Genomic DNA, 17445 nt, shown 5'->3' with positions numbered 1-17445 from the left:
AAAATTATCTAGCACCAAAAATACTGCTTCCTACTCTAATCATGGTACTTCCTTTGTCAATTGCGAGTTTATAATCACCACTCATTCCTGAGGATAGAATGGTGAGATTTGCGCTTTCGCGAAAGCGTAAAAATAATCCTTCTAGTAACTCAAACTCTGCCGTAATTTGATCCTGGTTGTCAGTAAAAGTTGCCATTCCCATCAGTCCTACCACATTTACATGGGGATAATTTTCTAATGTGTTTTCTTCAAAAAGCTTAACGGCATCTTGAACAGCCATTCCAAATTTTGAATCTTCACGAGCAATTTTAATCTGAATAAGAATATCAATCACTCGGTCATTTGCCTCTGCCTGTTTGTTTACTTCTTTTATAAGTTTTAAACGATCTACAGCATGTATAAGGCTCACGTATGGAGCCATAAATTTAACTTTGTTTGTTTGAACGTGGCCTATCATATGCCACTCTATATCCTTGGGCATTTCTTCCCACTTGTCTGTCATTTCTTGAATCTTATTCTCCCCAAAAATGCGTTGCCCAGTTTCATAAGCCTCCATAAGGTCTGAAACAGGTTTAGTTTTTGAAACAGCTACAAGAGTAACATGTGAAGGAATGTTTTCGCGAAAGCGTAAGATATTTTCTGCTATACTCATTAAAATTCGTAAATGGTTACGCCACTGCGTAGTTTAGGTTCAATATACGTACTTTTTGGTGGCATTTTTAATCCAGCGTCTGCTATTTCTTTTAACTCATTTATAGTGACTGGTAGCATACCAAAGCTTACCGCATATTCCTTATTGTCTATACGGTCTGTTAAGCTTGTAATATCGCGTCTGCCATCTACATATACTATGCGGTCATCATTTCTCAAGTCTATGATTCCCAGAATAGGTTTGAGCACCGTTTCATACAGTATGTGAGTGTCTAGTCTATCTAGTGGAGTGTCAAAGCTACGTAGGCTGTGTCTCAAGTAAAGACTGTAATATTCACCATCTAGATACATATTAAAATGATGTTTCTTGGAAGGTTTATAGGGAGTTTTACCTCGATTTTCAATTCTGAACTTACTGTCAAGAGCAATTAAAAAAGCTTCCTTACTTAAGCCATTAAGGTCCTTTATAAGTCTATTAAACTCATAAATAAGTAACTCTGATTCAGGTATAAGAAAACTCATAAATGAATGATAGCTCTTTTGATCTTTTGTATGTTTTTTAGAAAGTAGGACAGAGGAAGAAGATCTGTGGTGACCATCTGCAATATAAAGGCTATCCATGCTAGCAAAAGCATGTTGCAGCTTTTCTATAGTTGGTGTATCTGTTACTGGCCATAAGTAATGCGTGTCACGATAGGTGGTTGTAAACTCATACTCAGCGCGATTGGTCATTACATTGTTGAGAATGCTCTTAATCTCATCAGAATTTTTATAGGTAAGTAATACAGCCTCTGCATTAAAGCCCACAGTATCTAAGTATTCTGTAAAAAGAGTCTCGCGATCTTCGAGCGTGTCTTCGTGCTTTTTTATAACATCATTCTCATAGTCTTCTACAGAAGCGCTAGCGACAATACCACAAAAGGTGTTTTTCTCTCTATCTACAATTCTATATATATAGAATGCGGGTTGCTCTTCCTTAATAAAAACACCATCATCTTTAAATTCTTGATAGCGATTACGTACTAATTCAAAACGCTGTTTCCCAGTAATTTCTTTTTGAAATTTATATCCAGGATTGATAATGTGCAAAAATGAGAACGGATTTTGTGCCATTCTGTGGTCGCGTCCTACTTGATCATAAAATTGGTAAGCGCGTGTAGCAACCAGCCCTACTTTATCTCTAGTAGGTCTTACCGCACGGAATGGGAGAATTTTTGCCATGTTATATGTACTTAAGGCGCAAAACAATGCGCCTTTATTGAGCTTTGAGTGGTGTGGAGATTATGAAGCAAACATTGCTGCGACTTTCTCTGCCTTGCGACTTTCTTTATAATCGTAAAAACCTTCACTAGACTTCACTCCTAATTTTCCAGCTCTTACCATGTTTACTAAAAGCGGGCAAGGTGCATATTTTGGGTTTTTAAATCCGTCGTGCATTACTTCAAGAATAGATAAACAAACATCTAGACCTATAAAATCTGCAAGTTGTAATGGTCCCATAGGGTGCGCCATTCCTAGTTTCATAACTGTGTCTATTTCGTATACGCCAGCCACACCGTTGTATAATGTTTCTATAGCCTCATTAATCATAGGCATGAGGATGCGATTTGCTACAAAACCAGGATAATCATTAACCTCTACAGGTACTTTACCTAACTTTTCTGAAAGTTCCATGATGGTCTTTGTAGTAAGGTCGCTTGTATTATAACCTCTTATGATTTCTACAAGTTTCATGATAGGCACAGGGTTCATAAAGTGCATTCCTATTACTTGGTCTGGACGTTCTGTAACAGCCGCAATCTGAGTAATTGAAATAGAAGATGTGTTTGTAGCAAGTATGCATGAGTCACTTGTAGCTGCATCTAGAGATTCAAAAATCTTTAGTTTTAAATCTACATTTTCGGTAGCGGCTTCCACTACAAGCTCAGCATTCTTAACACCTTCTGCAAGGTTTGTGTACGTAGTGATGTTGTCAAGAGTTTGCTGCTTTTCTATAGCGGTAATACGCTCTTTGGCAACCATTCTATCTAGGTTTTTTGAGATAGTACTAATCCCACGGTCTAGTGAATCTTGAGAGATATCTACTAGTTGAACTTGGTAACCACTTTGAGCAAAAGTGTGTGCAATACCGTTACCCATTGTTCCTGCTCCTATAACTGCTATATTTTTCATAAGTGAAGTGCTTAGTATGTTTCCTCTTTCAAGGAGTTGTATGTTTGAATATGTGTTTTCTAAAAATCTGCAATAATCATTTTTGCTACTCGTAAAGCTTCGGTTCCAGCCTTCAATGATACGATTGGGGTGGTGTTTTCTTTTATTGCTTTCGCGAAAGCGTCTAGCTCATCAAGTATTGCGTTATTGCTAGGTACATCTGGATTGTCAAAATAAATTTGCTTCTTGATTCCTTCTGCATTCTGAAGAATCATCGCAAAATCATCTGGAGATTCTGGAGCGTCTTTCATCTTTACAACTTCTACTTTTTTCTCAAGAAAATCTACCGAAATGTATGCGTCCTTCTGAAAGAAACGTGCTTTGCGCATGTTTTTCATAGAGATACGACTTGCGGTAAGGTTTGCGACGCATCCGTTTTCGAACTCAATGCGGGCATTTGCGATATCTGGAGTTTCTGATATGACAGATACACCACTTGCGTTCACACTTTTTACAGGACTATTTACCACGCTTAATATTGCGTCAATGTCATGTATCATAAGGTCTAAAACTACAGGGACATCGGTTCCTCTAGGGTTAAATTCTGCAAGTCTATGTGCCTCTATAAACATAGGGCTTTTAATGGAATCGCTCACAGACATAAATGCCGGATTGAAGCGTTCTACATGACCTACTTGACCTAAAACATTATGTTCCTTTGCAAGCGTGAGTAGTTTTTCTGCCTCCTCAACTGTGTTTGTTATTGGTTTCTCAATAAAGAGATGCTTTCCAGCTTTGATTACTTTTTCTGCACTTGCATAGTGATAGGTGGTAGGAGTTACTACATCTACCATATCACAGGCGTTGATTAAATCTTCTTCGGTCTCAAAAGCAGTGTAACCAAATTCTTGAGAGATGGCATCCCTAACCTCTTTTGAGGTGTCGTAAAAACCTACAAGGTCATAGTGTTCAGAAAGGTTAAGAAGTTTTAAGTGTATTTTTCCCAAGTGTCCAGCACCGAGTACGCCAGCTTTAAGCATAGTGTTTGATTTTTATACAAAAATAAGGTTTTAGATACTTTTTAATAGGATACAGCTTTCTACAAAGGTGATTTTTTTATAATGGTTGTAAAATCTTACAGATAGGTATATTGATTTTCCAACTTTTCTTCTAATTTAGTAATCCATGAAAGACACTACTCGCCACCAAGGAAAACGCCGCCAACTTGTTCAAATATTGAGAGATAAGGGAATCACAAATGATCTTGTTCTCAATGCTATTGGGAAGATTCCGCGTCATTTTTTTATGGATAGTAGTTTTGAGCATCATGCATATCAAGACAAAGCGTTTCCTATTGCTGCAGATCAAACCATCTCACAACCATATACAGTTGCTTTTCAAAGTGAATTAATGGAGATTAAAAAAGGAGATCAAGTTCTCGAGATAGGAACAGGAAGCGGTTATCAAACTGCTGTGCTTTGTGAGCTGGGAGCCAAAGTATATTCTATAGAGCGCCAGCAAGAGTTGTATAAGAAAACAAAATTGTTTCTTACTAAGCTTGGCTATAGGCCTCGTTTTTTGAGTTTTGGTGATGGATATAAAGGGTTACCATCTTATGCACCCTTTGACAGTATTATAGTGACAGCTGGAGCTCCTTTTGTTCCAAAACCGTTACTAGCTCAACTTAAGATAGGAGGTAGGCTTATTATACCCGTAGGTGATGACCCACAAATTATGCAGCGCTATATACGAACCTCGGCGACTTCTTTTGAGAAAAAGGAATATGGAGAGTTTAGATTTGTACCGTTACTGGAGGATAAGAATTAGTGCGTCTATCAACTCAGTGATTTTTACATAACGTCACTAAAGAGTTATCTTTACAACTATGGAATTCTCTTCAAAACTTCTTGAAAATGCAGTCTATGAAATGTCTCAACTCCCAGGAGTAGGCAAGCGTACTGCGTTACGATTAGTATTACATTTATTACGCCAGCCTGAGACACAGACACACCACCTTACAGAAGCATTAAATACGATGCGTGATACTATTAAATTCTGTAAAAAGTGTCACAACATCTCAGATGTAGCATTATGTGAGATATGCTCAAATCCTAATAGAGATGAAAGTATAGTTTGCGTGGTAGAAGACGTAAGGGATGTAATGGCGATAGAAAATACGAGTCAGTATCGTGGTTTGTACCATGTGCTGGGAGGTAAAATCAGTCCGCTGGACGGTATAGGGCCTCAGGATTTAAATATCTTTTCGCTCATAGATAGAGCAAAAAGCGGAGTGGTGAAAGAGGTGATTTTTGCATTAAGCTCTACTATGGAGGGAGATACTACAAACTTTTATATTTATAGACAGCTAGAGGCTTATGATATCGCAACATCTACGATTGCTAGAGGTATTGCTGTGGGTGACGAGCTAGAGTATGCAGATGAGGTAACGCTAGGTAGAAGTATTTTACATCGCATACCTTTTGAAAATTCTTTAAAGAATTAAATTAATATATTGTGCTTTGTTAAAAATGTCGCACAATAGTCAGTATAACCTATATACTACTATAAATAATAAATTCCTTTAAGCTTTTTGCAACTCTCCATAATCATTGTAAGTTATAATGTGATGCACTACCTAGAGTTATGTCTAGACAGTGTACAAGATGCAATAGCTTTCACAGATGCAGAGATTATAGTGGTAGATAACGCTTCTGTAGATGGCAGTGTACAAATGGTCAAGGATAAGTTTCCTACCGTAAAGATTGTTGCCAATAAGAAAAACGCTGGTTTTTCGTCTGCAAATAATCAAGGGGTTGCCTTAGCAAAAGGAACTTATATCTGTATTCTTAATCCGGATACAGTGGTTCCATCGAGTGTATTTGAGAGTTTACTAAAAATAACTACCCAAGAACAATATACCGGAGCTCAAGGAGTACGTCTTGTAAATGGTAGAGGGGCTTATTTACCAGAAAGTAAGCGCAATGTTCCTACTCTCAGAGTTGCATTGAGTAAGATGATGGGTTATGGATCCTCTTATTACGCCACTCATATAGTGAGTGACGCTAGGGGTGAAGTAGCTATTCTAGTGGGTGCATTTATGTTTATGTCTCGTAATCTTTATGAGGAAGTGGGAGGATTTGATGAGCGCTATTTTATGTTTGGAGAAGATATAGACTTATCATATACCATAACAAAGGCAGGTTATAGCAATCACTACATAGGCGATGAGACGATATTGCATTTTAAAGGAGAAAGCACTGTAAGGGATGAGCACTATAGAAAGTGTTTTTATGGAGCAATGCAATTGTTTTATGAAAAGCACTTTAATGATAATGTATTCAAAGGTTTTCTTGTGAATATTGGTGTGAGTTTAGCCAAGTTTAAAGCTGGATTTCATAAACGATATTTACAGTCTAATCTCGATGGTAGTAAGTATAACATACAGGAATATTTGTTGCTTACGGATAATAAATTTTTAAGTGACGCTTTCGCGAAAGCGGTAACAAAACCTGTAACAGTTATAGGTGATATGTGTGTTCCTAAGGAAGGGCAAGAGCTTGTTTTTGATGCGGCATATGTAGCGTATAGTGACATAATTAAGGAAATTATAACATATCGAGGTAGTGGTGCTACCTATAAAATCATTCCTAAAAATGGTACTTTTGCAATAGGCAGTAATAGTAGTCTAGGGAAGGGCGATGTGATTGAGTTTAATAGAGATTAATAGTTTATAATCACTATTGGATTGATTTAATTACTATTTTTGCAAAAACGAGTATTAAAAACAGCTACATTTTACGAATATGGCAAGATTTGAATTAAAGCTACCAAAAATGGGAGAAAGTGTTGCAGAAGCAACGCTTACAACTTGGTTAAAAGAAGTAGGAGATACTATAGAGGCAGATGAGCCTGTACTAGAGATCGCTACAGATAAGGTAGATAGTGAAGTTCCTAGTGAAGTAGACGGTATTTTAATAGAAAAACTGTTTGAGGTAGATGATGTTGTTGAGGTAGGGCAGACTATTGCTATTATAGAAACCGAAGGTGAAGGAAGCGGTGACGCTGCGCCAGCGCCAGCTCAAAAAGAAACTAAAGAAGAAGAGGTTGCAGTTGCTGCAGTCGCTCAAACTGTAACTGCTGCAAAAGACGCAGTAGCTGCTCCTGTAAGTTCTGGAGACCGTTTTTACTCGCCACTGGTGCGTAACATGGCTAAGGAAGAAGGTATTGATCAAGCAGAGCTTGATGCAATCGCAGGTACAGGTAAAGATGGTAGAGTGACTAAGGATGATATGGTAACATATCTTTCTACACGTGGTACAGCTCCGGCTAAGCCAGCTGCACAAAAACAAGCGCCTGCTGCTAAGGCTGCTCCTGCAGTAAAAGTTGCACCAGTAAGTGTAAATGGTGAAGATGAGATCATAGAAATGACACGTATGGGCAAGCTCATATCGCATCACATGGTAGCATCTGTACAAACAAGTGCACACGTTCAATCATTTATTGAGGCAGATGTAACAAACATCTGGAACTGGAGAAAGAAACACAAGGATAGCTTTAAAGCAAAAGAAGGTCAGAATTTAACCTTTACTCCTATATTTATGGAGGCTGTAGCAAAAGCTATACGTGATTTCCCTATGATTAACATTGCCGTAGATGGTGATAAGATCATAAAACGTAAAAATATAAACCTTGGTATGGCAGCAGCTTTACCAGATGGTAACCTTATAGTACCTGTAATAAAAAATGCAGACCAGCTTAATCTTGTAGGGATGGCAAAGTCTGTTAATGATCTTGCGGGACGTGCTAGAGATGGAAAATTAAAACCAGATGATACTGCTGGAGGAACGTATACGGTAACAAATGTAGGAACCTTTGGATCTATCATGGGAACTCCTATTATCAATCAGCCGCAAGTTGCAATTCTTGCGCTAGGAGCCATACGCAAAGTACCTGCAGTGATAGAAACTCCAGACGGAGATTTTATCGGGATACGTATGAAAATGTACCTTTCACACTCTTATGACCACCGTGTGGTAAATGGAGCACTGGGCGGACAGTTTGTAAAACGTGTTGCTGAGTATCTGGAAGGATTTGATGTAAATCGCGAAGTATAAGTAAAGCGATTAAAATTATATAAGCCAAAGGCGCAACGTGAGTTGCGCCTTTCTTGTTTTATAGGAGTTATTAATATCTGAATCGTAAGGATCAGCTTTTTTTTAATCCTTTCCAGTCGTACTCACGTATGAAGTTTTTAATATCTACAATGCTCCAGTGCTTTCTTCCTTCAAACATTACTACTGGTAAATCTATAATCCCTCCTTTATAGCTTGAGTTTTTGAGATGATCAAACATAAAGTCATTCACCTTGTTGTTAGTGCTTACATCCAGCACACGGTATTTGTAATGATTTTTATTTAAAAAATCTGTTAGCAACTTACATTTCTCGCAATCTGGCTCCGTAAATACAGTGAGTTCATCGTCCTTTAGGGGTCTTATGTTTACAAACTCCTCTCTGTCTGCTCCTTTTCTGGTTGAGATGTCTTGCAATTCGTTCTCGTAAGTAAAAATCTTAGTGTAGGTGGGTTCCACTCCTTTGAGAGGGATAAGCGTAATCATGAGGACTTTTGAGTTAGGAGGAAGTTTTTTTATCACAGGCCTATCAGCACTTCTTCTAAAGCCTTCTCCTTGCACGATTAAAAAAGCTTCTTGCTCCTCATCTGTATTGTTTTGAGCATAGAGTAACCATCTTTTTGGTTGTTTATCTTCTATCAATTCTACAGGAGGCGTGTTGTTTAGTTGCGCTTTCGCGAAAAATTGAAACCCTGACACCAAGGCTATAAAAAGTAACAGTTGTAATTTATTCATCTGTTTTAGGAAGTTTTAAATTCTTAGTTAGTGAGTAATCCGATTCGAAAAATCGAATGTACGTTGGCTGAATTTTAGGCGATTTACTTCGAGGTGACTTCTTGAAGAATCGTGCCTTTGTATTATTTAAATCAATCGTAAATTGATCGTTTATATCATCTTTGGTGGTTGTAAAAAAAACAACTTTACCCTCAAGTCTCCAGTTGCCGCGTGCCCACCAGTGCTCTTCTTCTTGACCTTTGAGTTGTCTAAAATTGTGATACTCAAATCTGCCATTTGGAGATAGGATAAGTGACCTTGTGAATTTTGTACTAGTATTAAATTTAGCATTTTCTGAGGTGGTTTCAAACCCTTTACTATAAACTCCAGAGACATCATCTGTGGTAAATGCTGAGGTTTGTGTATTTCCCATTTTCGCGAAAGCGAGCATTAAAAAGGCTAACAATAAAAATTTATTTTTCATAATTATCTGAAAATCAAAAGACGTACCAAGATACAGAATCTCCTATTTTTAATGAAAGCGGGAGTTAATTTTGTAGATTGAAACAAGTATTTTTGTACCATGCAATTAAAAATTACAAGACCGATTTGCTTTTTTGACCTAGAGACTACTGGAATTAATGTAGCCAAAGATAGAATCGTAGAGATTTCTATTTTAAAGGTGTTTCCAGATGGAAGGGAAGAAGAGTTTACAGAACGTATAAATCCTACAGTGCCTATCCCTGCGGCAACAACTGCGGTACATGGAATAAGCGATGCAGATGTGGTAGACAAGCCTACGTTTGCCGCTCGCGCAAAGGATGTTTATGATATTATAAAGGATGCAGATCTTGCGGGATTCAATTCTAATAGATTTGATATCCCATTACTAGTAGAAGAGCTACTGCGCTCTGGGATTGATTTTGATATGAAAAATCGTAATGCCATTGATGTGCAAAACATTTTTCACAAGATGGAGCAACGCACACTTGTTGCAGCTTATAAATTTTATTGCGGTAAAGACCTTACGAATGCGCACAGCGCCTCTGCCGATACATGGGCGACCTATGAGGTGTTAAAGTCACAGCTTGACAGATATGATGAGCTAGAGAATGATATGAAATTCTTAGGAGACTTTAGTACGCGTAAGAAACAAGCAGATTTTGCTGGTTTCATAGGCTACGATAAGGATGATGTAGAGATTTTTACCTTCGGAAAGCATAAAGGTAAAAAAGTAGAAGAGGTGCTAGATAATGAGCCAGGATATTTTGGCTGGATTCAAAATGCAGATTTCCCTCTTTATACTAAGAAAGTGCTTACGGCTATAAAACTGCGTAAACTTAACACTAAAGCATAACTTATGAAACTTATATGTATAGGTCGTAATTATGCAAAGCATATTGCAGAGCTAGAGAATGAGCGTCCAGAACATCCAGTGGTGTTTTTAAAGCCAGATTCTTCTATTTTATTAAGTAAACATCCGTTTGTGATACCTCCATTTTCTAATGATGTGCATCATGAAGTGGAAATTCTTGTAAAAATCAAGAAGATAGGAAAGTATATAGATCAGAAATATGCTAGCACGTATTATGATGAGATAGGTTTAGGTATTGACTTTACAGCTCGTGATTTGCAAGCACAACTCAAAGAGAAAGGGTTGCCGTGGGAAAAGGCCAAAGGTTTTGACGGTGCGGCTGTGATAAGTCCTAAGTGGTTATCTGTGTCAGATTTTGACTCTGTAAATGATATTTCTTTTCGATTGGAGAGTAACGGTGTTATAGTTCAGGAAGGTTCTACAAGTGAAATGTTATGGAAAATAGATGCTTTGATAAGTTATGTGTCTCAGTATTTTACACTTAAGATAGGAGATGTTATATTTACGGGAACGCCTGCGGGAGTTGCACGCGTACAAGAGAATGATAAATTAAAAGGATATATAGGAGAAACAGAGATGTTCTCTATAAACGTAAAATAAGACATGTTGAGACATTATAATCTAGAAAAAGTAAGAGAGATTGCTGGTGGTGATGAGGATTTTGTAGGCATTATCGTAGCGACATTCTTACAAGAAATTCCGCCAGATTTAGAGTCCATGCAAAGTGCTATTGAGAATAATAACCACAAGATGGCATATCAATTTGCGCATAAAATGAAACCTAATCTCGATATGTTTGGTATTGATTTATTAGATCAAATCAAAGCTATGGAAAGGTGGAGTGATAGCAATAAGCCTACATCTGCAATACAATCTAAGCTAGACGATATAACTTCTACATTAGGTACTGTAATTACTGAGCTTCAAGAGGATTTTTAAATGAAAGCTGAAATTATAACGATAGGTGATGAGATTCTCATAGGCCAGATTGTAGATACTAATAGTGCATATATATCATCTGCTCTCAATAAAATAGGGGTTTCTATATATCAGATCACTTCTATTCAAGATGATGAAAGTCATATACTAGAAGCTTTTGCAGCTGCACAATCTAGAGCAGATCTTGTGATTGTTACAGGCGGTCTAGGTCCTACTAAAGACGATATTACAAAGCATACCATATGTAAGTACTTTAATGATGAGCTTGTGTTTAATCAAGGAGTACTAGATCATGTAGCGCATCTCTTTAAGGAATATATTAAAAAGCCAATGCTTGATGCAAATAAAACGCAAGCTATGGTGCCTAGAAAGGCAGAAGTGCTAGTAAATGAATTTGGTACAGCTCCAGGGATGTGGATTGAGAATGATAACACTATCTTTGTCTCTATGCCAGGTGTTCCTTATGAGATGAAGGGGCTTATGGAAAATGAAGTGCTGCCGCGTTTACAAAAGCAGTTTAAACTTCCTTACATACTACATAAAACGTTTTTAACGTACGGAATGGGTGAAAGCGCCATCGCCGAAAGGATAGAGCGTTTTGAAAGTGAACTTCCTGCCGAAATTAAGCTAGCTTATCTTCCTTCATTAGGTAGAGTACGTTTACGTTTATCTACTTCAGGTCTTTACAAAGAGGTGGTAGAGGTTGCTATGCAAGAACAAGCAGATAAGCTTTTACCATTTATAGACGACATTTTTGTTGGGTATGAAAGCGATGGAGAATTTGAGCAAGTTGTAGCAGGCTTATTTGTTGAAAAAGGTAAAACACTTGCAATAGCAGAGAGTTGTACTGGAGGGCAAATGGTAGAGCGATTTACGGCACACAGCGGTGCTTCGCAATTTTTAAAGGGAAGTCTAGTCACTTATGCTACACAGTCTAAGGTTGATATTTTAGGCGTAGATCCAGAAGTAATTAAAGAGCATTCTGTCGTAAGTGCACAAGTGGCAGAGCAAATGGCTGTAAATGCTAGAAAACTTTATAAATCTGATATAGGTATTTCTACTACTGGTAACGCAGGGCCTTTAAAAGGAGATAGTGATGCAGAGGTGGGAACGGTTTATATAGGTATTGCTACAGAGAACGGTGTTACGGCGCATCATTTCATGATGGGTAATCACAGAGAGCGAGTAATAGGCAAGGCTGTAAATAAAGCCTTAGAGTTACTTAAGGAAGAATTACTCTCTAAGTAGATGTTATATTAAGAGTACGCTTTCGTGAAAAAGTGCCATTTCAGTGCTTGTGCGAGGTGAATTAAAGAGTAAAAGTAAATAAAAGTGAAAGTCACTTGAAGAAACAGAAAAAAAACTACCAATAAGTTTTGTTGTGAGATATAAAATTACGTATTTTTGCAGCCTGTTTTGAAATAACTATTTAAAGTTTTAGGAATGTCTAGAGTTTGTGAGCTTACAGGTAAGAAAGCGATGGTCGGAAATAATGTTTCCCACGCGATGAATAAGACGAAGCGTAAATTTAACGTGAATCTTATGAAAAAACGTTTTTACCTTCCAGCAGAAGATAAGTGGATCACGTTGAAAGTATCAACGTCTGCGTTAAAGAATATCAATAAGAAAGGAATCGATGCGGTTGTTAAAGAGGCACGCGCAAACGGGTTCTTAACTAAATAATCCCATAAAGAAACACCGAGATGGCAAAGAAAGGGAATAGAGTACAGGTAATCTTAGAGTGCACTGAGCACAAAGCGACTGGTCAACCAGGTACGTCAAGATATATCACGACTAAAAACAAAAAGAACACACCGGACCGTATGGAGTTGAAGAAATTCAACAACGTATTGAAGAAGATGACTGTTCATAAAGAAATCAAATAAGTTATGGCAAAGAAATCAGTAGCATCTTTACAGACAGGATCAAAGCGTTTAACTAAAGCGATAAAAATGGTAAAGTCTCCAAAATCTGGAGCTTATACATTTGTGGAGGCAGTAATGGCTCCAGACCAAGTAAGCGATTTCTTAGCTAAGAAATAAGTTATACTATACAATATTTTAAAACCCGCTTCTTAATAGAAGCGGGTTTTTTGTTGCATAAGATTTGATAGGGATATAATCGTTGTCAATAACATAAGGCTGCTACGGTTACTTGACAGACATGTTATGGTTCTTTTTATAGCATGACGGCGCTGTCTGTGTTGTTTATGAACAGATTTACTGAATAGTCTGAATAGTCTGTAAATGTAAAAACCCTCTGTTTAGAGGGTTTTGTATTAACTTAAGCTACGTTGTAAAGTGTATATTAAAGAAACTTCCATTCTACGCGATCTCCTACCTCAATAACCCATTCTTCAGATAAGCCACCGTTGATCTTCAAAACTAGTTGTGACGGCACTTGTGAGGGTAAGAAGGTCTTATCATCTAAAGGCATTGTGTTTTCAGAAAAGCTCACAATCACATTTTCTGCATTGATATGTATAAGGTCTAAAGGAAACCTAATATCTGTCATATAATATCCTCTTAACTCTTCTTGTGGATATAGAAAAAGAACTCCTTGGTGTGACTTGAGTCTATCTCTATTCTTAAGGTCAACTTCCTGCTCGTATGCAGTATCTGCTACTTCAATATCTATCGTGCGTATTACTTGACCAGAAGCTTTGATAAGTGTAAGCTCTCCTTCTTTATTAAAAGCTGGTTTTTCGATAGATATAATACTATCAGTATTTGTGTTTTCTTTACAACTCACTCCAGCAATAAGAAGTGAGAAAAGTGAAATATAAGCAGCGTTACGAAGCTTCATAAGATGACTTTTTAGTAAATGATGTTATAACAAAGTATAAGCCTATAATTATAAAGGGTATACTCAATACTTGACCTGTGTTCAGATTAAAAATCCAATCTTCACGATTTTCTACTTGCTCACGCTTAAAGTTTTCTACTATAAAACGTACGCCCATTAGAAGTAATAAGAATAGACCGAATAAGAATCCTGACTTTTTACGAGCATCTGTCTTCCAATACAGAACAAATAGGATTAGGAATACAAATACATAACCAAAAGCCTCCATAAGCTGTCCAGGATACCTAAAAGGAATGGTGCTTATAATATCTGCAAATTGTGGGTCGCTTGTAAGTGCTTGGTATGCTTGTGCTGGGTTTGGAATATTAGTAAGCGATACTGCTCGGCGTTCAGAAATTTCGTCTTGAACAAATTGAATACCTAAGTTGCTGTCTGTAATTTTTCCTACCATTTCTGAGTTCAAAAAGTTACCTATACGTACAAACACAGCTCCTGATGCACAGGTAATAACTACGCGATCTAAGATCCATAAAACCGATTTATGCAAAACCTTTTTGTTGTACAGGTACAATCCAAAAATAGTAGCAATCGCAGCTCCGTGACTAGCAAGTCCTCTAAACCCGGTAAATTCAAATTCTGGGACAAACCTAAAAGGTAATAATACAGATAGCGGATCTTCCCAAAGTAATTCTGTTTGATAAAAGAATACGTGACCTAGTCGTGCTCCTAATAGAATTGAGACTACAGCATAAATAAATAGACTGTCTAATTTTTCAATAGCAACTCCTTCACGTATAAACATCTTCTTCATCAGGTAAAAACCTAATGAGAATGCAACTACAAACATTAAACTATAAAAATGGATGGTAATAAAGCCTAGGTCAAGTCCTGATATTGGATTCCATGTAAATTTTAATGCAAGCATATATTGGGATTGTTAGCTACTCAGATCATTAGTTAGTGTTTCCACAGTAGATCGAGTGTGTTGTTTATTTTCAATAAGCAATTTAAAACCTTAATAGCAGATACTAAAAGTCTTTATGTATTATTTAATTCTTCTTTTTCGGGAACTGGGTCATATCCTTGACCGCCCCATGGGTGGCAAGAAAATATTCTCTTGATAGATAACCAGCCTCCAGTGATAAGTCCGTGTCTTTCTAGTGCCGTTTTTGTGTAACTCGAGCAAGTAGGGCTATAGCGACACGAGCTTGGCGTCCATGAAGAGATGAATTTTTGATAAAACCAGATAAGTCCTAAAAATGGAGCAATGGCTATTTTCTTGATAGAAACCATTAGTTTACCGAAAAGCTTGTACCTTCTCGACTATCCTTCAGTTGTATTCCTAGTTCAATAAGTTCATCGCGTATTTTGTCACTTAAGGCAAAATCTTTGTTTTCTCTAGCTTCTTTGCGCAGCTTTATTAGTAGTTCAACGGTTCCATTGAGTTTTGAATCGTCCGCTTTCGCGAAAGCGTTATTATCCTCAAGTCCTAAAACGTCAAAAACAAAAGCTTCAAGAGTGTCTAGTAGAAGTTTCAAATCTTCGGCTGTGATTGTCGCCTTGCCATCTTTTATTAAATGGATTTGCTTGACAGCTTCAAAAAGTTGTGCTATGAGAATAGGTGTATTAAAATCATCATTCATGGCATTGTAGCAAGATTGCTTCCATGCTGTCACATCAAAGCTACTTTCCTTAGAAACCGTAAGATTTTTTGCTATTTTGAGTGCTTCCATAAGTCTATGAAAGCCTTTCTCACTAGCAAGTAAAGCGTCATTAGAAAAATCCATGATGCTACGATAGCTTGTTTGAAGTATAAAGAATCTCGCAACACTAGGAGCAAATCCTTTAGAGAGATGCTCGCTATCTCCAGAAAATATCTCCCCAGGATTAATACTGTTCCCGGTACTTTTGGCCATTTTCTGTCCGTTGAGAGTGAGCATATTTGCGTGAAGCCAGTAGCGCACGGGTTCGGTACCTAGGGCTGCCTCGTTTTGTGCAATCTCACACTCATGGTGAGGGAACTTTAAATCCATACCTCCACCGTGTATGTCAAACTGGTCTCCTAAGTATTTTGTACTCATAGCAGTACACTCCAAGTGCCATCCTGGAAAGCCATCTCCCCAGGGACTGGGCCAGCGCATGATATGCTGTGGTTCTGCTTTCTTCCAGAGTGCAAAGTCTTGAGGGTTCTCTTTTTCATCTTGTGCGTTGAGAGTCCTAGTATTTGCAATCATATCTTCTAGCTTGCGGCCAGAAAGTTTACCGTACTCATGGTCTTTATTAAACTTTACAACATCAAAATATACAGAGCCATTTTTTTCATAAGCATAACCATTATCTATGATTTTCTTAATGATTTCCATTTGCTCGATAATATGACCTGTAGCTGTAGGTTCAATACTAGGAGGTAAGAAGTTGAATTTATTGAGAATATCATGAAAGTCTAGTGTGTATTTCTGCACAACTTCCATAGGTTCGATTTTTTCTAATCTCGCCTTTTTTGCAATCTTATCTTCTCCTTGATCTGCATCATCTGTAAGGTGACCAGCATCTGTGATGTTACGCACATATCGCACTTTATATCCAAGGTGCTTGAGATATCTAAAAATCATATCAAAGCTCATAAAAGTACGTACGTTACCTAAGTGTACATTGCTATATACGGTAGGACCACAAACGTACATGCCTACATATCCTTCAAGAAGGGGTTTAAAAAGTTCCTTTTTTCCCGAAAGGGAATTGTAAACTGTAAGTTCTTGATCTTGGTATAATGGCATTTTATGTGCTATTTATGTGTGTGTGACGAAGGTAAATATCTTAATTGTAAAACTCAAAAAGCGGTAACTAAAAAGAAACCGCTTTTTTATAAGTATTTATAAGCAAGTTGTAGCTTCTTAAAAATCTGTGTCTAGCTTGATGTAATCTAAAAATTCTCTGCGAGTAGCAGCATCTTTAAATCTACCACCAAACTCGCTAGTAACTGTGCTGCTCTCGATGTCTCTTATTCCTCTACTATTTACACAGAGATGCTTTGCATCGATAACGCAGGCTACATCTTCTGTTCCCATTGCGCGTTGTAATTCTTGCACAATCTGCATAGTAAGGCGCTCTTGTACTTGAGGACGCTTTGCATAATAATCTACAATGCGATTCATTTTACTAAGACCTACAACAGTTCCGTTAGAAATGTAAGCCACGTGTGCACGACCTACAATAGGTAGTAAGTGATGCTCACAGGTAGAGTACACTGTAATATTTTTTTCTACAAGCATCTCTCCATACTTATAGTTATTATCAAAAACGGAAACCTTAGGTTTATTATCTGGATGTAAACCTGCGAAGATCTCGTTTACAAACATTTTTGCCACACGCTTTGGAGTACCTTTAAGGCTATCATCAGTCATGTCAAGACCTAGTGTTTGCATAATATGTGCAACATCTTCTTGAATGCTCGCCATTTTATCTGCGTTACTCATCTCAAAAGCATCATCACGCAATGGTGTAATAGCACTTGTAGCAACGTGATTATCGCCTATTTCTTCGTTGAGAAGACTGGCGTCGTCTACTTGTATTCCTCTATCTAAATCTGTTTTCATAGTAATCTGCAATCCTTTTAATGGAATTTATTACGCTTTCGCGAAAGCATAATAAGCACCTTTTTAATCTTTGTCGTAATGATT

General features: G+C 37.5%; 22 protein-coding genes. 11 read left to right on the top strand and 11 right to left on the bottom strand.

The window, feature by feature from the left end:
- Nucleotides 1-4: 4 nt before the first annotated feature.
- From KRODI_RS02045 to KRODI_RS02030, 4 genes are read right to left on the bottom strand one after another with little or no spacing between them, the layout of a single operon-like run.
- The gene (locus KRODI_RS02045) at nucleotides 5-652 is read right to left on the bottom strand and encodes a YggS family pyridoxal phosphate-dependent enzyme (RefSeq protein ID WP_013749905.1); all 648 of its coding nucleotides are present in this window, start codon (nucleotides 650-652) and stop codon (nucleotides 5-7) included.
- Nucleotides 652-1872, bottom strand: coding sequence for a DUF1015 domain-containing protein (locus KRODI_RS02040; protein WP_041295594.1), 1221 nt, complete (start codon nucleotides 1870-1872; stop codon nucleotides 652-654). The genes KRODI_RS02045 and KRODI_RS02040 overlap by 1 nt, the downstream gene beginning before the upstream one ends.
- A gap of 60 nt (nucleotides 1873-1932) precedes the next feature.
- Nucleotides 1933-2823, bottom strand: coding sequence for a 3-hydroxyacyl-CoA dehydrogenase family protein (locus KRODI_RS02035; RefSeq protein ID WP_013749903.1), 891 nt, complete (start codon nucleotides 2821-2823; stop codon nucleotides 1933-1935).
- A 59-nt stretch (nucleotides 2824-2882) separates the two neighbouring features.
- Complete coding sequence (locus KRODI_RS02030; protein WP_013749902.1) at nucleotides 2883-3842, bottom strand: Gfo/Idh/MocA family oxidoreductase; 960 nt, start codon at nucleotides 3840-3842, stop codon at nucleotides 2883-2885.
- A gap of 145 nt (nucleotides 3843-3987) precedes the next feature.
- Here KRODI_RS02030 and KRODI_RS02025 point away from each other — a divergent pair, with 145 nt between their 5' ends.
- The 4 genes from KRODI_RS02025 to KRODI_RS02010 all read left to right on the top strand — a co-directional run bounded on the left by KRODI_RS02025 (nucleotide 3988) and on the right by KRODI_RS02010 (nucleotide 7916).
- Nucleotides 3988-4629 (top strand): protein-L-isoaspartate(D-aspartate) O-methyltransferase, encoded by a 642-nt coding sequence (locus KRODI_RS02025; RefSeq protein WP_013749901.1) that lies wholly within the window; start codon nucleotides 3988-3990, stop codon nucleotides 4627-4629.
- Between the two features lie 58 nt (nucleotides 4630-4687).
- Nucleotides 4688-5305 carry a recombination mediator RecR gene (gene recR / locus KRODI_RS02020; RefSeq protein ID WP_013749900.1) on the top strand — a complete coding sequence of 206 codons (618 nt, stop codon included), beginning with the start codon at nucleotides 4688-4690 and terminating at the stop codon, nucleotides 5303-5305.
- 87 nt (nucleotides 5306-5392) lie between these two features.
- The gene (locus KRODI_RS02015; RefSeq protein WP_013749899.1) at nucleotides 5393-6526 is read left to right on the top strand and encodes a glycosyltransferase family 2 protein; all 1134 of its coding nucleotides are present in this window, start codon (nucleotides 5393-5395) and stop codon (nucleotides 6524-6526) included.
- Nucleotides 6527-6605: 79 nt separating this feature from the next.
- On the top strand, nucleotides 6606-7916 hold the full coding sequence (locus tag KRODI_RS02010; protein WP_013749898.1) for a dihydrolipoamide acetyltransferase family protein: 1311 nt from the start codon (nucleotides 6606-6608) through the stop codon (nucleotides 7914-7916).
- Between the two features lie 91 nt (nucleotides 7917-8007).
- Here KRODI_RS02010 and KRODI_RS02005 read toward each other — a convergent pair whose 3' ends face one another.
- Nucleotides 8008-8667 carry a hypothetical protein gene (locus KRODI_RS02005; RefSeq protein ID WP_013749897.1) on the bottom strand — a complete coding sequence of 220 codons (660 nt, stop codon included), beginning with the start codon at nucleotides 8665-8667 and terminating at the stop codon, nucleotides 8008-8010.
- The gene (locus KRODI_RS02000; protein WP_013749896.1) at nucleotides 8660-9130 is read right to left on the bottom strand and encodes a hypothetical protein; all 471 of its coding nucleotides are present in this window, start codon (nucleotides 9128-9130) and stop codon (nucleotides 8660-8662) included. Before KRODI_RS02000 ends, KRODI_RS02005 begins: the two co-directional genes overlap by 8 nt.
- 99 nt (nucleotides 9131-9229) lie before the next feature.
- Here KRODI_RS02000 and KRODI_RS01995 point away from each other — a divergent pair, with 99 nt between their 5' ends.
- From KRODI_RS01995 to KRODI_RS15325, 7 genes are all read left to right on the top strand, one after another.
- Nucleotides 9230-10003: a 3'-5' exonuclease gene (locus KRODI_RS01995; RefSeq protein ID WP_013749895.1), complete on the top strand. Its 774-nt coding sequence runs from the start codon at nucleotides 9230-9232 to the stop codon at nucleotides 10001-10003.
- 3 nt (nucleotides 10004-10006) lie between these two features.
- A complete protein-coding gene (locus KRODI_RS01990; RefSeq protein ID WP_013749894.1) occupies nucleotides 10007-10621 on the top strand; it encodes a fumarylacetoacetate hydrolase family protein in 615 nt (204 codons plus the stop codon).
- Nucleotides 10622-10624: 3 nt separating this feature from the next.
- Nucleotides 10625-10960, top strand: coding sequence for an Hpt domain-containing protein (locus KRODI_RS01985; protein ID WP_013749893.1), 336 nt, complete (start codon nucleotides 10625-10627; stop codon nucleotides 10958-10960).
- Nucleotides 10961-12208, top strand: a complete 1248-nt coding sequence (locus KRODI_RS01980; protein ID WP_013749892.1) for a competence/damage-inducible protein A — start codon at nucleotides 10961-10963, stop codon at nucleotides 12206-12208.
- Between the two features lie 195 nt (nucleotides 12209-12403).
- Nucleotides 12404-12643 (top strand): 50S ribosomal protein L28, encoded by a 240-nt coding sequence (rpmB, locus tag KRODI_RS01975; RefSeq protein ID WP_013749891.1) that lies wholly within the window; start codon nucleotides 12404-12406, stop codon nucleotides 12641-12643.
- A 20-nt stretch (nucleotides 12644-12663) separates the two neighbouring features.
- Nucleotides 12664-12846 carry a 50S ribosomal protein L33 gene (rpmG, locus tag KRODI_RS01970; RefSeq protein ID WP_013749890.1) on the top strand — a complete coding sequence of 61 codons (183 nt, stop codon included), beginning with the start codon at nucleotides 12664-12666 and terminating at the stop codon, nucleotides 12844-12846.
- Between the two features lie 3 nt (nucleotides 12847-12849).
- Complete coding sequence (locus KRODI_RS15325) at nucleotides 12850-13002, top strand: DUF4295 domain-containing protein (RefSeq protein ID WP_013749889.1); 153 nt, start codon at nucleotides 12850-12852, stop codon at nucleotides 13000-13002.
- Nucleotides 13003-13267: 265 nt separating this feature from the next.
- On the opposite strand, the gene KRODI_RS01965 is transcribed toward KRODI_RS15325, so the two are convergent.
- The 5 genes from KRODI_RS01965 to folE form a co-directional block, all read right to left on the bottom strand.
- Nucleotides 13268-13765: a DUF192 domain-containing protein gene (locus tag KRODI_RS01965; RefSeq protein WP_013749888.1), complete on the bottom strand. Its 498-nt coding sequence runs from the start codon at nucleotides 13763-13765 to the stop codon at nucleotides 13268-13270.
- Complete coding sequence (lgt, locus tag KRODI_RS01960; protein WP_013749887.1) at nucleotides 13752-14690, bottom strand: prolipoprotein diacylglyceryl transferase; 939 nt, start codon at nucleotides 14688-14690, stop codon at nucleotides 13752-13754. The genes KRODI_RS01965 and lgt overlap by 14 nt, the downstream gene beginning before the upstream one ends.
- A gap of 113 nt (nucleotides 14691-14803) precedes the next feature.
- A complete protein-coding gene (gene yidD, locus KRODI_RS01955) occupies nucleotides 14804-15058 on the bottom strand; it encodes a membrane protein insertion efficiency factor YidD (RefSeq protein ID WP_013749886.1) in 255 nt (84 codons plus the stop codon).
- Nucleotides 15058-16542 (bottom strand): cysteine--tRNA ligase, encoded by a 1485-nt coding sequence (gene cysS, locus KRODI_RS01950; protein ID WP_013749885.1) that lies wholly within the window; start codon nucleotides 16540-16542, stop codon nucleotides 15058-15060. Before cysS ends, yidD begins: the two co-directional genes overlap by 1 nt.
- Nucleotides 16543-16659: 117 nt before the next feature.
- A complete protein-coding gene (gene folE / locus KRODI_RS01945) occupies nucleotides 16660-17361 on the bottom strand; it encodes a GTP cyclohydrolase I FolE (RefSeq protein WP_013749884.1) in 702 nt (233 codons plus the stop codon).
- Nucleotides 17362-17445 lie beyond the last annotated feature (84 nt).

Origin of the sequence: Dokdonia sp. 4H-3-7-5, from assembly GCF_000212355.1 — a bacterium.
Taxonomy (GTDB): Bacteria; Bacteroidota; Bacteroidia; order Flavobacteriales; family Flavobacteriaceae; genus Dokdonia.
The sequence above is the reverse complement of the archived record's forward strand: the minus strand, read 5'-3'. Positions and strand labels throughout refer to the sequence as shown.

Bases quoted from the DNA above. Each gene is read 5' to 3' on its own strand.
- yidD (WP_013749886.1), bottom strand. From the start codon at position 15,058: ATGGTTTCTATCAAGAAAATAGCCATTGCTCCATTTTTAGGACTTATC.
- KRODI_RS02005 (WP_013749897.1), bottom strand. From the start codon at position 8,667: ATGAATAAATTACAACTGTTACTTTTTATAGCCTTGGTGTCAGGGTTT.
- KRODI_RS01980 (WP_013749892.1), top strand. From the start codon at position 10,961: ATGAAAGCTGAAATTATAACGATAGGTGATGAGATTCTCATAGGCCAG.
- cysS (WP_013749885.1), bottom strand. From the start codon at position 16,542: ATGCCATTATACCAAGATCAAGAACTTACAGTTTACAATTCCCTTTCG.
- KRODI_RS02000 (WP_013749896.1), bottom strand. From the start codon at position 9,130: ATGAAAAATAAATTTTTATTGTTAGCCTTTTTAATGCTCGCTTTCGCG.
- recR (WP_013749900.1), top strand. From the start codon at position 4,688: ATGGAATTCTCTTCAAAACTTCTTGAAAATGCAGTCTATGAAATGTCT.
- KRODI_RS02025 (WP_013749901.1), top strand. From the start codon at position 3,988: ATGAAAGACACTACTCGCCACCAAGGAAAACGCCGCCAACTTGTTCAA.
- KRODI_RS02045 (WP_013749905.1), bottom strand. From the start codon at position 652: ATGAGTATAGCAGAAAATATCTTACGCTTTCGCGAAAACATTCCTTCA.
- folE (WP_013749884.1), bottom strand. From the start codon at position 17,361: ATGAAAACAGATTTAGATAGAGGAATACAAGTAGACGACGCCAGTCTT.
- KRODI_RS01965 (WP_013749888.1), bottom strand. From the start codon at position 13,765: ATGAAGCTTCGTAACGCTGCTTATATTTCACTTTTCTCACTTCTTATT.
- KRODI_RS01985 (WP_013749893.1), top strand. From the start codon at position 10,625: ATGTTGAGACATTATAATCTAGAAAAAGTAAGAGAGATTGCTGGTGGT.
- KRODI_RS02040 (WP_041295594.1), bottom strand. From the start codon at position 1,872: ATGGCAAAAATTCTCCCATTCCGTGCGGTAAGACCTACTAGAGATAAA.
- rpmG (WP_013749890.1), top strand. From the start codon at position 12,664: ATGGCAAAGAAAGGGAATAGAGTACAGGTAATCTTAGAGTGCACTGAG.
- KRODI_RS01995 (WP_013749895.1), top strand. From the start codon at position 9,230: ATGCAATTAAAAATTACAAGACCGATTTGCTTTTTTGACCTAGAGACT.
- KRODI_RS15325 (WP_013749889.1), top strand. From the start codon at position 12,850: ATGGCAAAGAAATCAGTAGCATCTTTACAGACAGGATCAAAGCGTTTA.
- KRODI_RS02035 (WP_013749903.1), bottom strand. From the start codon at position 2,823: ATGAAAAATATAGCAGTTATAGGAGCAGGAACAATGGGTAACGGTATT.
- rpmB (WP_013749891.1), top strand. From the start codon at position 12,404: ATGTCTAGAGTTTGTGAGCTTACAGGTAAGAAAGCGATGGTCGGAAAT.
- KRODI_RS01990 (WP_013749894.1), top strand. From the start codon at position 10,007: ATGAAACTTATATGTATAGGTCGTAATTATGCAAAGCATATTGCAGAG.
- KRODI_RS02010 (WP_013749898.1), top strand. From the start codon at position 6,606: ATGGCAAGATTTGAATTAAAGCTACCAAAAATGGGAGAAAGTGTTGCA.
- lgt (WP_013749887.1), bottom strand. From the start codon at position 14,690: ATGCTTGCATTAAAATTTACATGGAATCCAATATCAGGACTTGACCTA.
- KRODI_RS02030 (WP_013749902.1), bottom strand. From the start codon at position 3,842: ATGCTTAAAGCTGGCGTACTCGGTGCTGGACACTTGGGAAAAATACAC.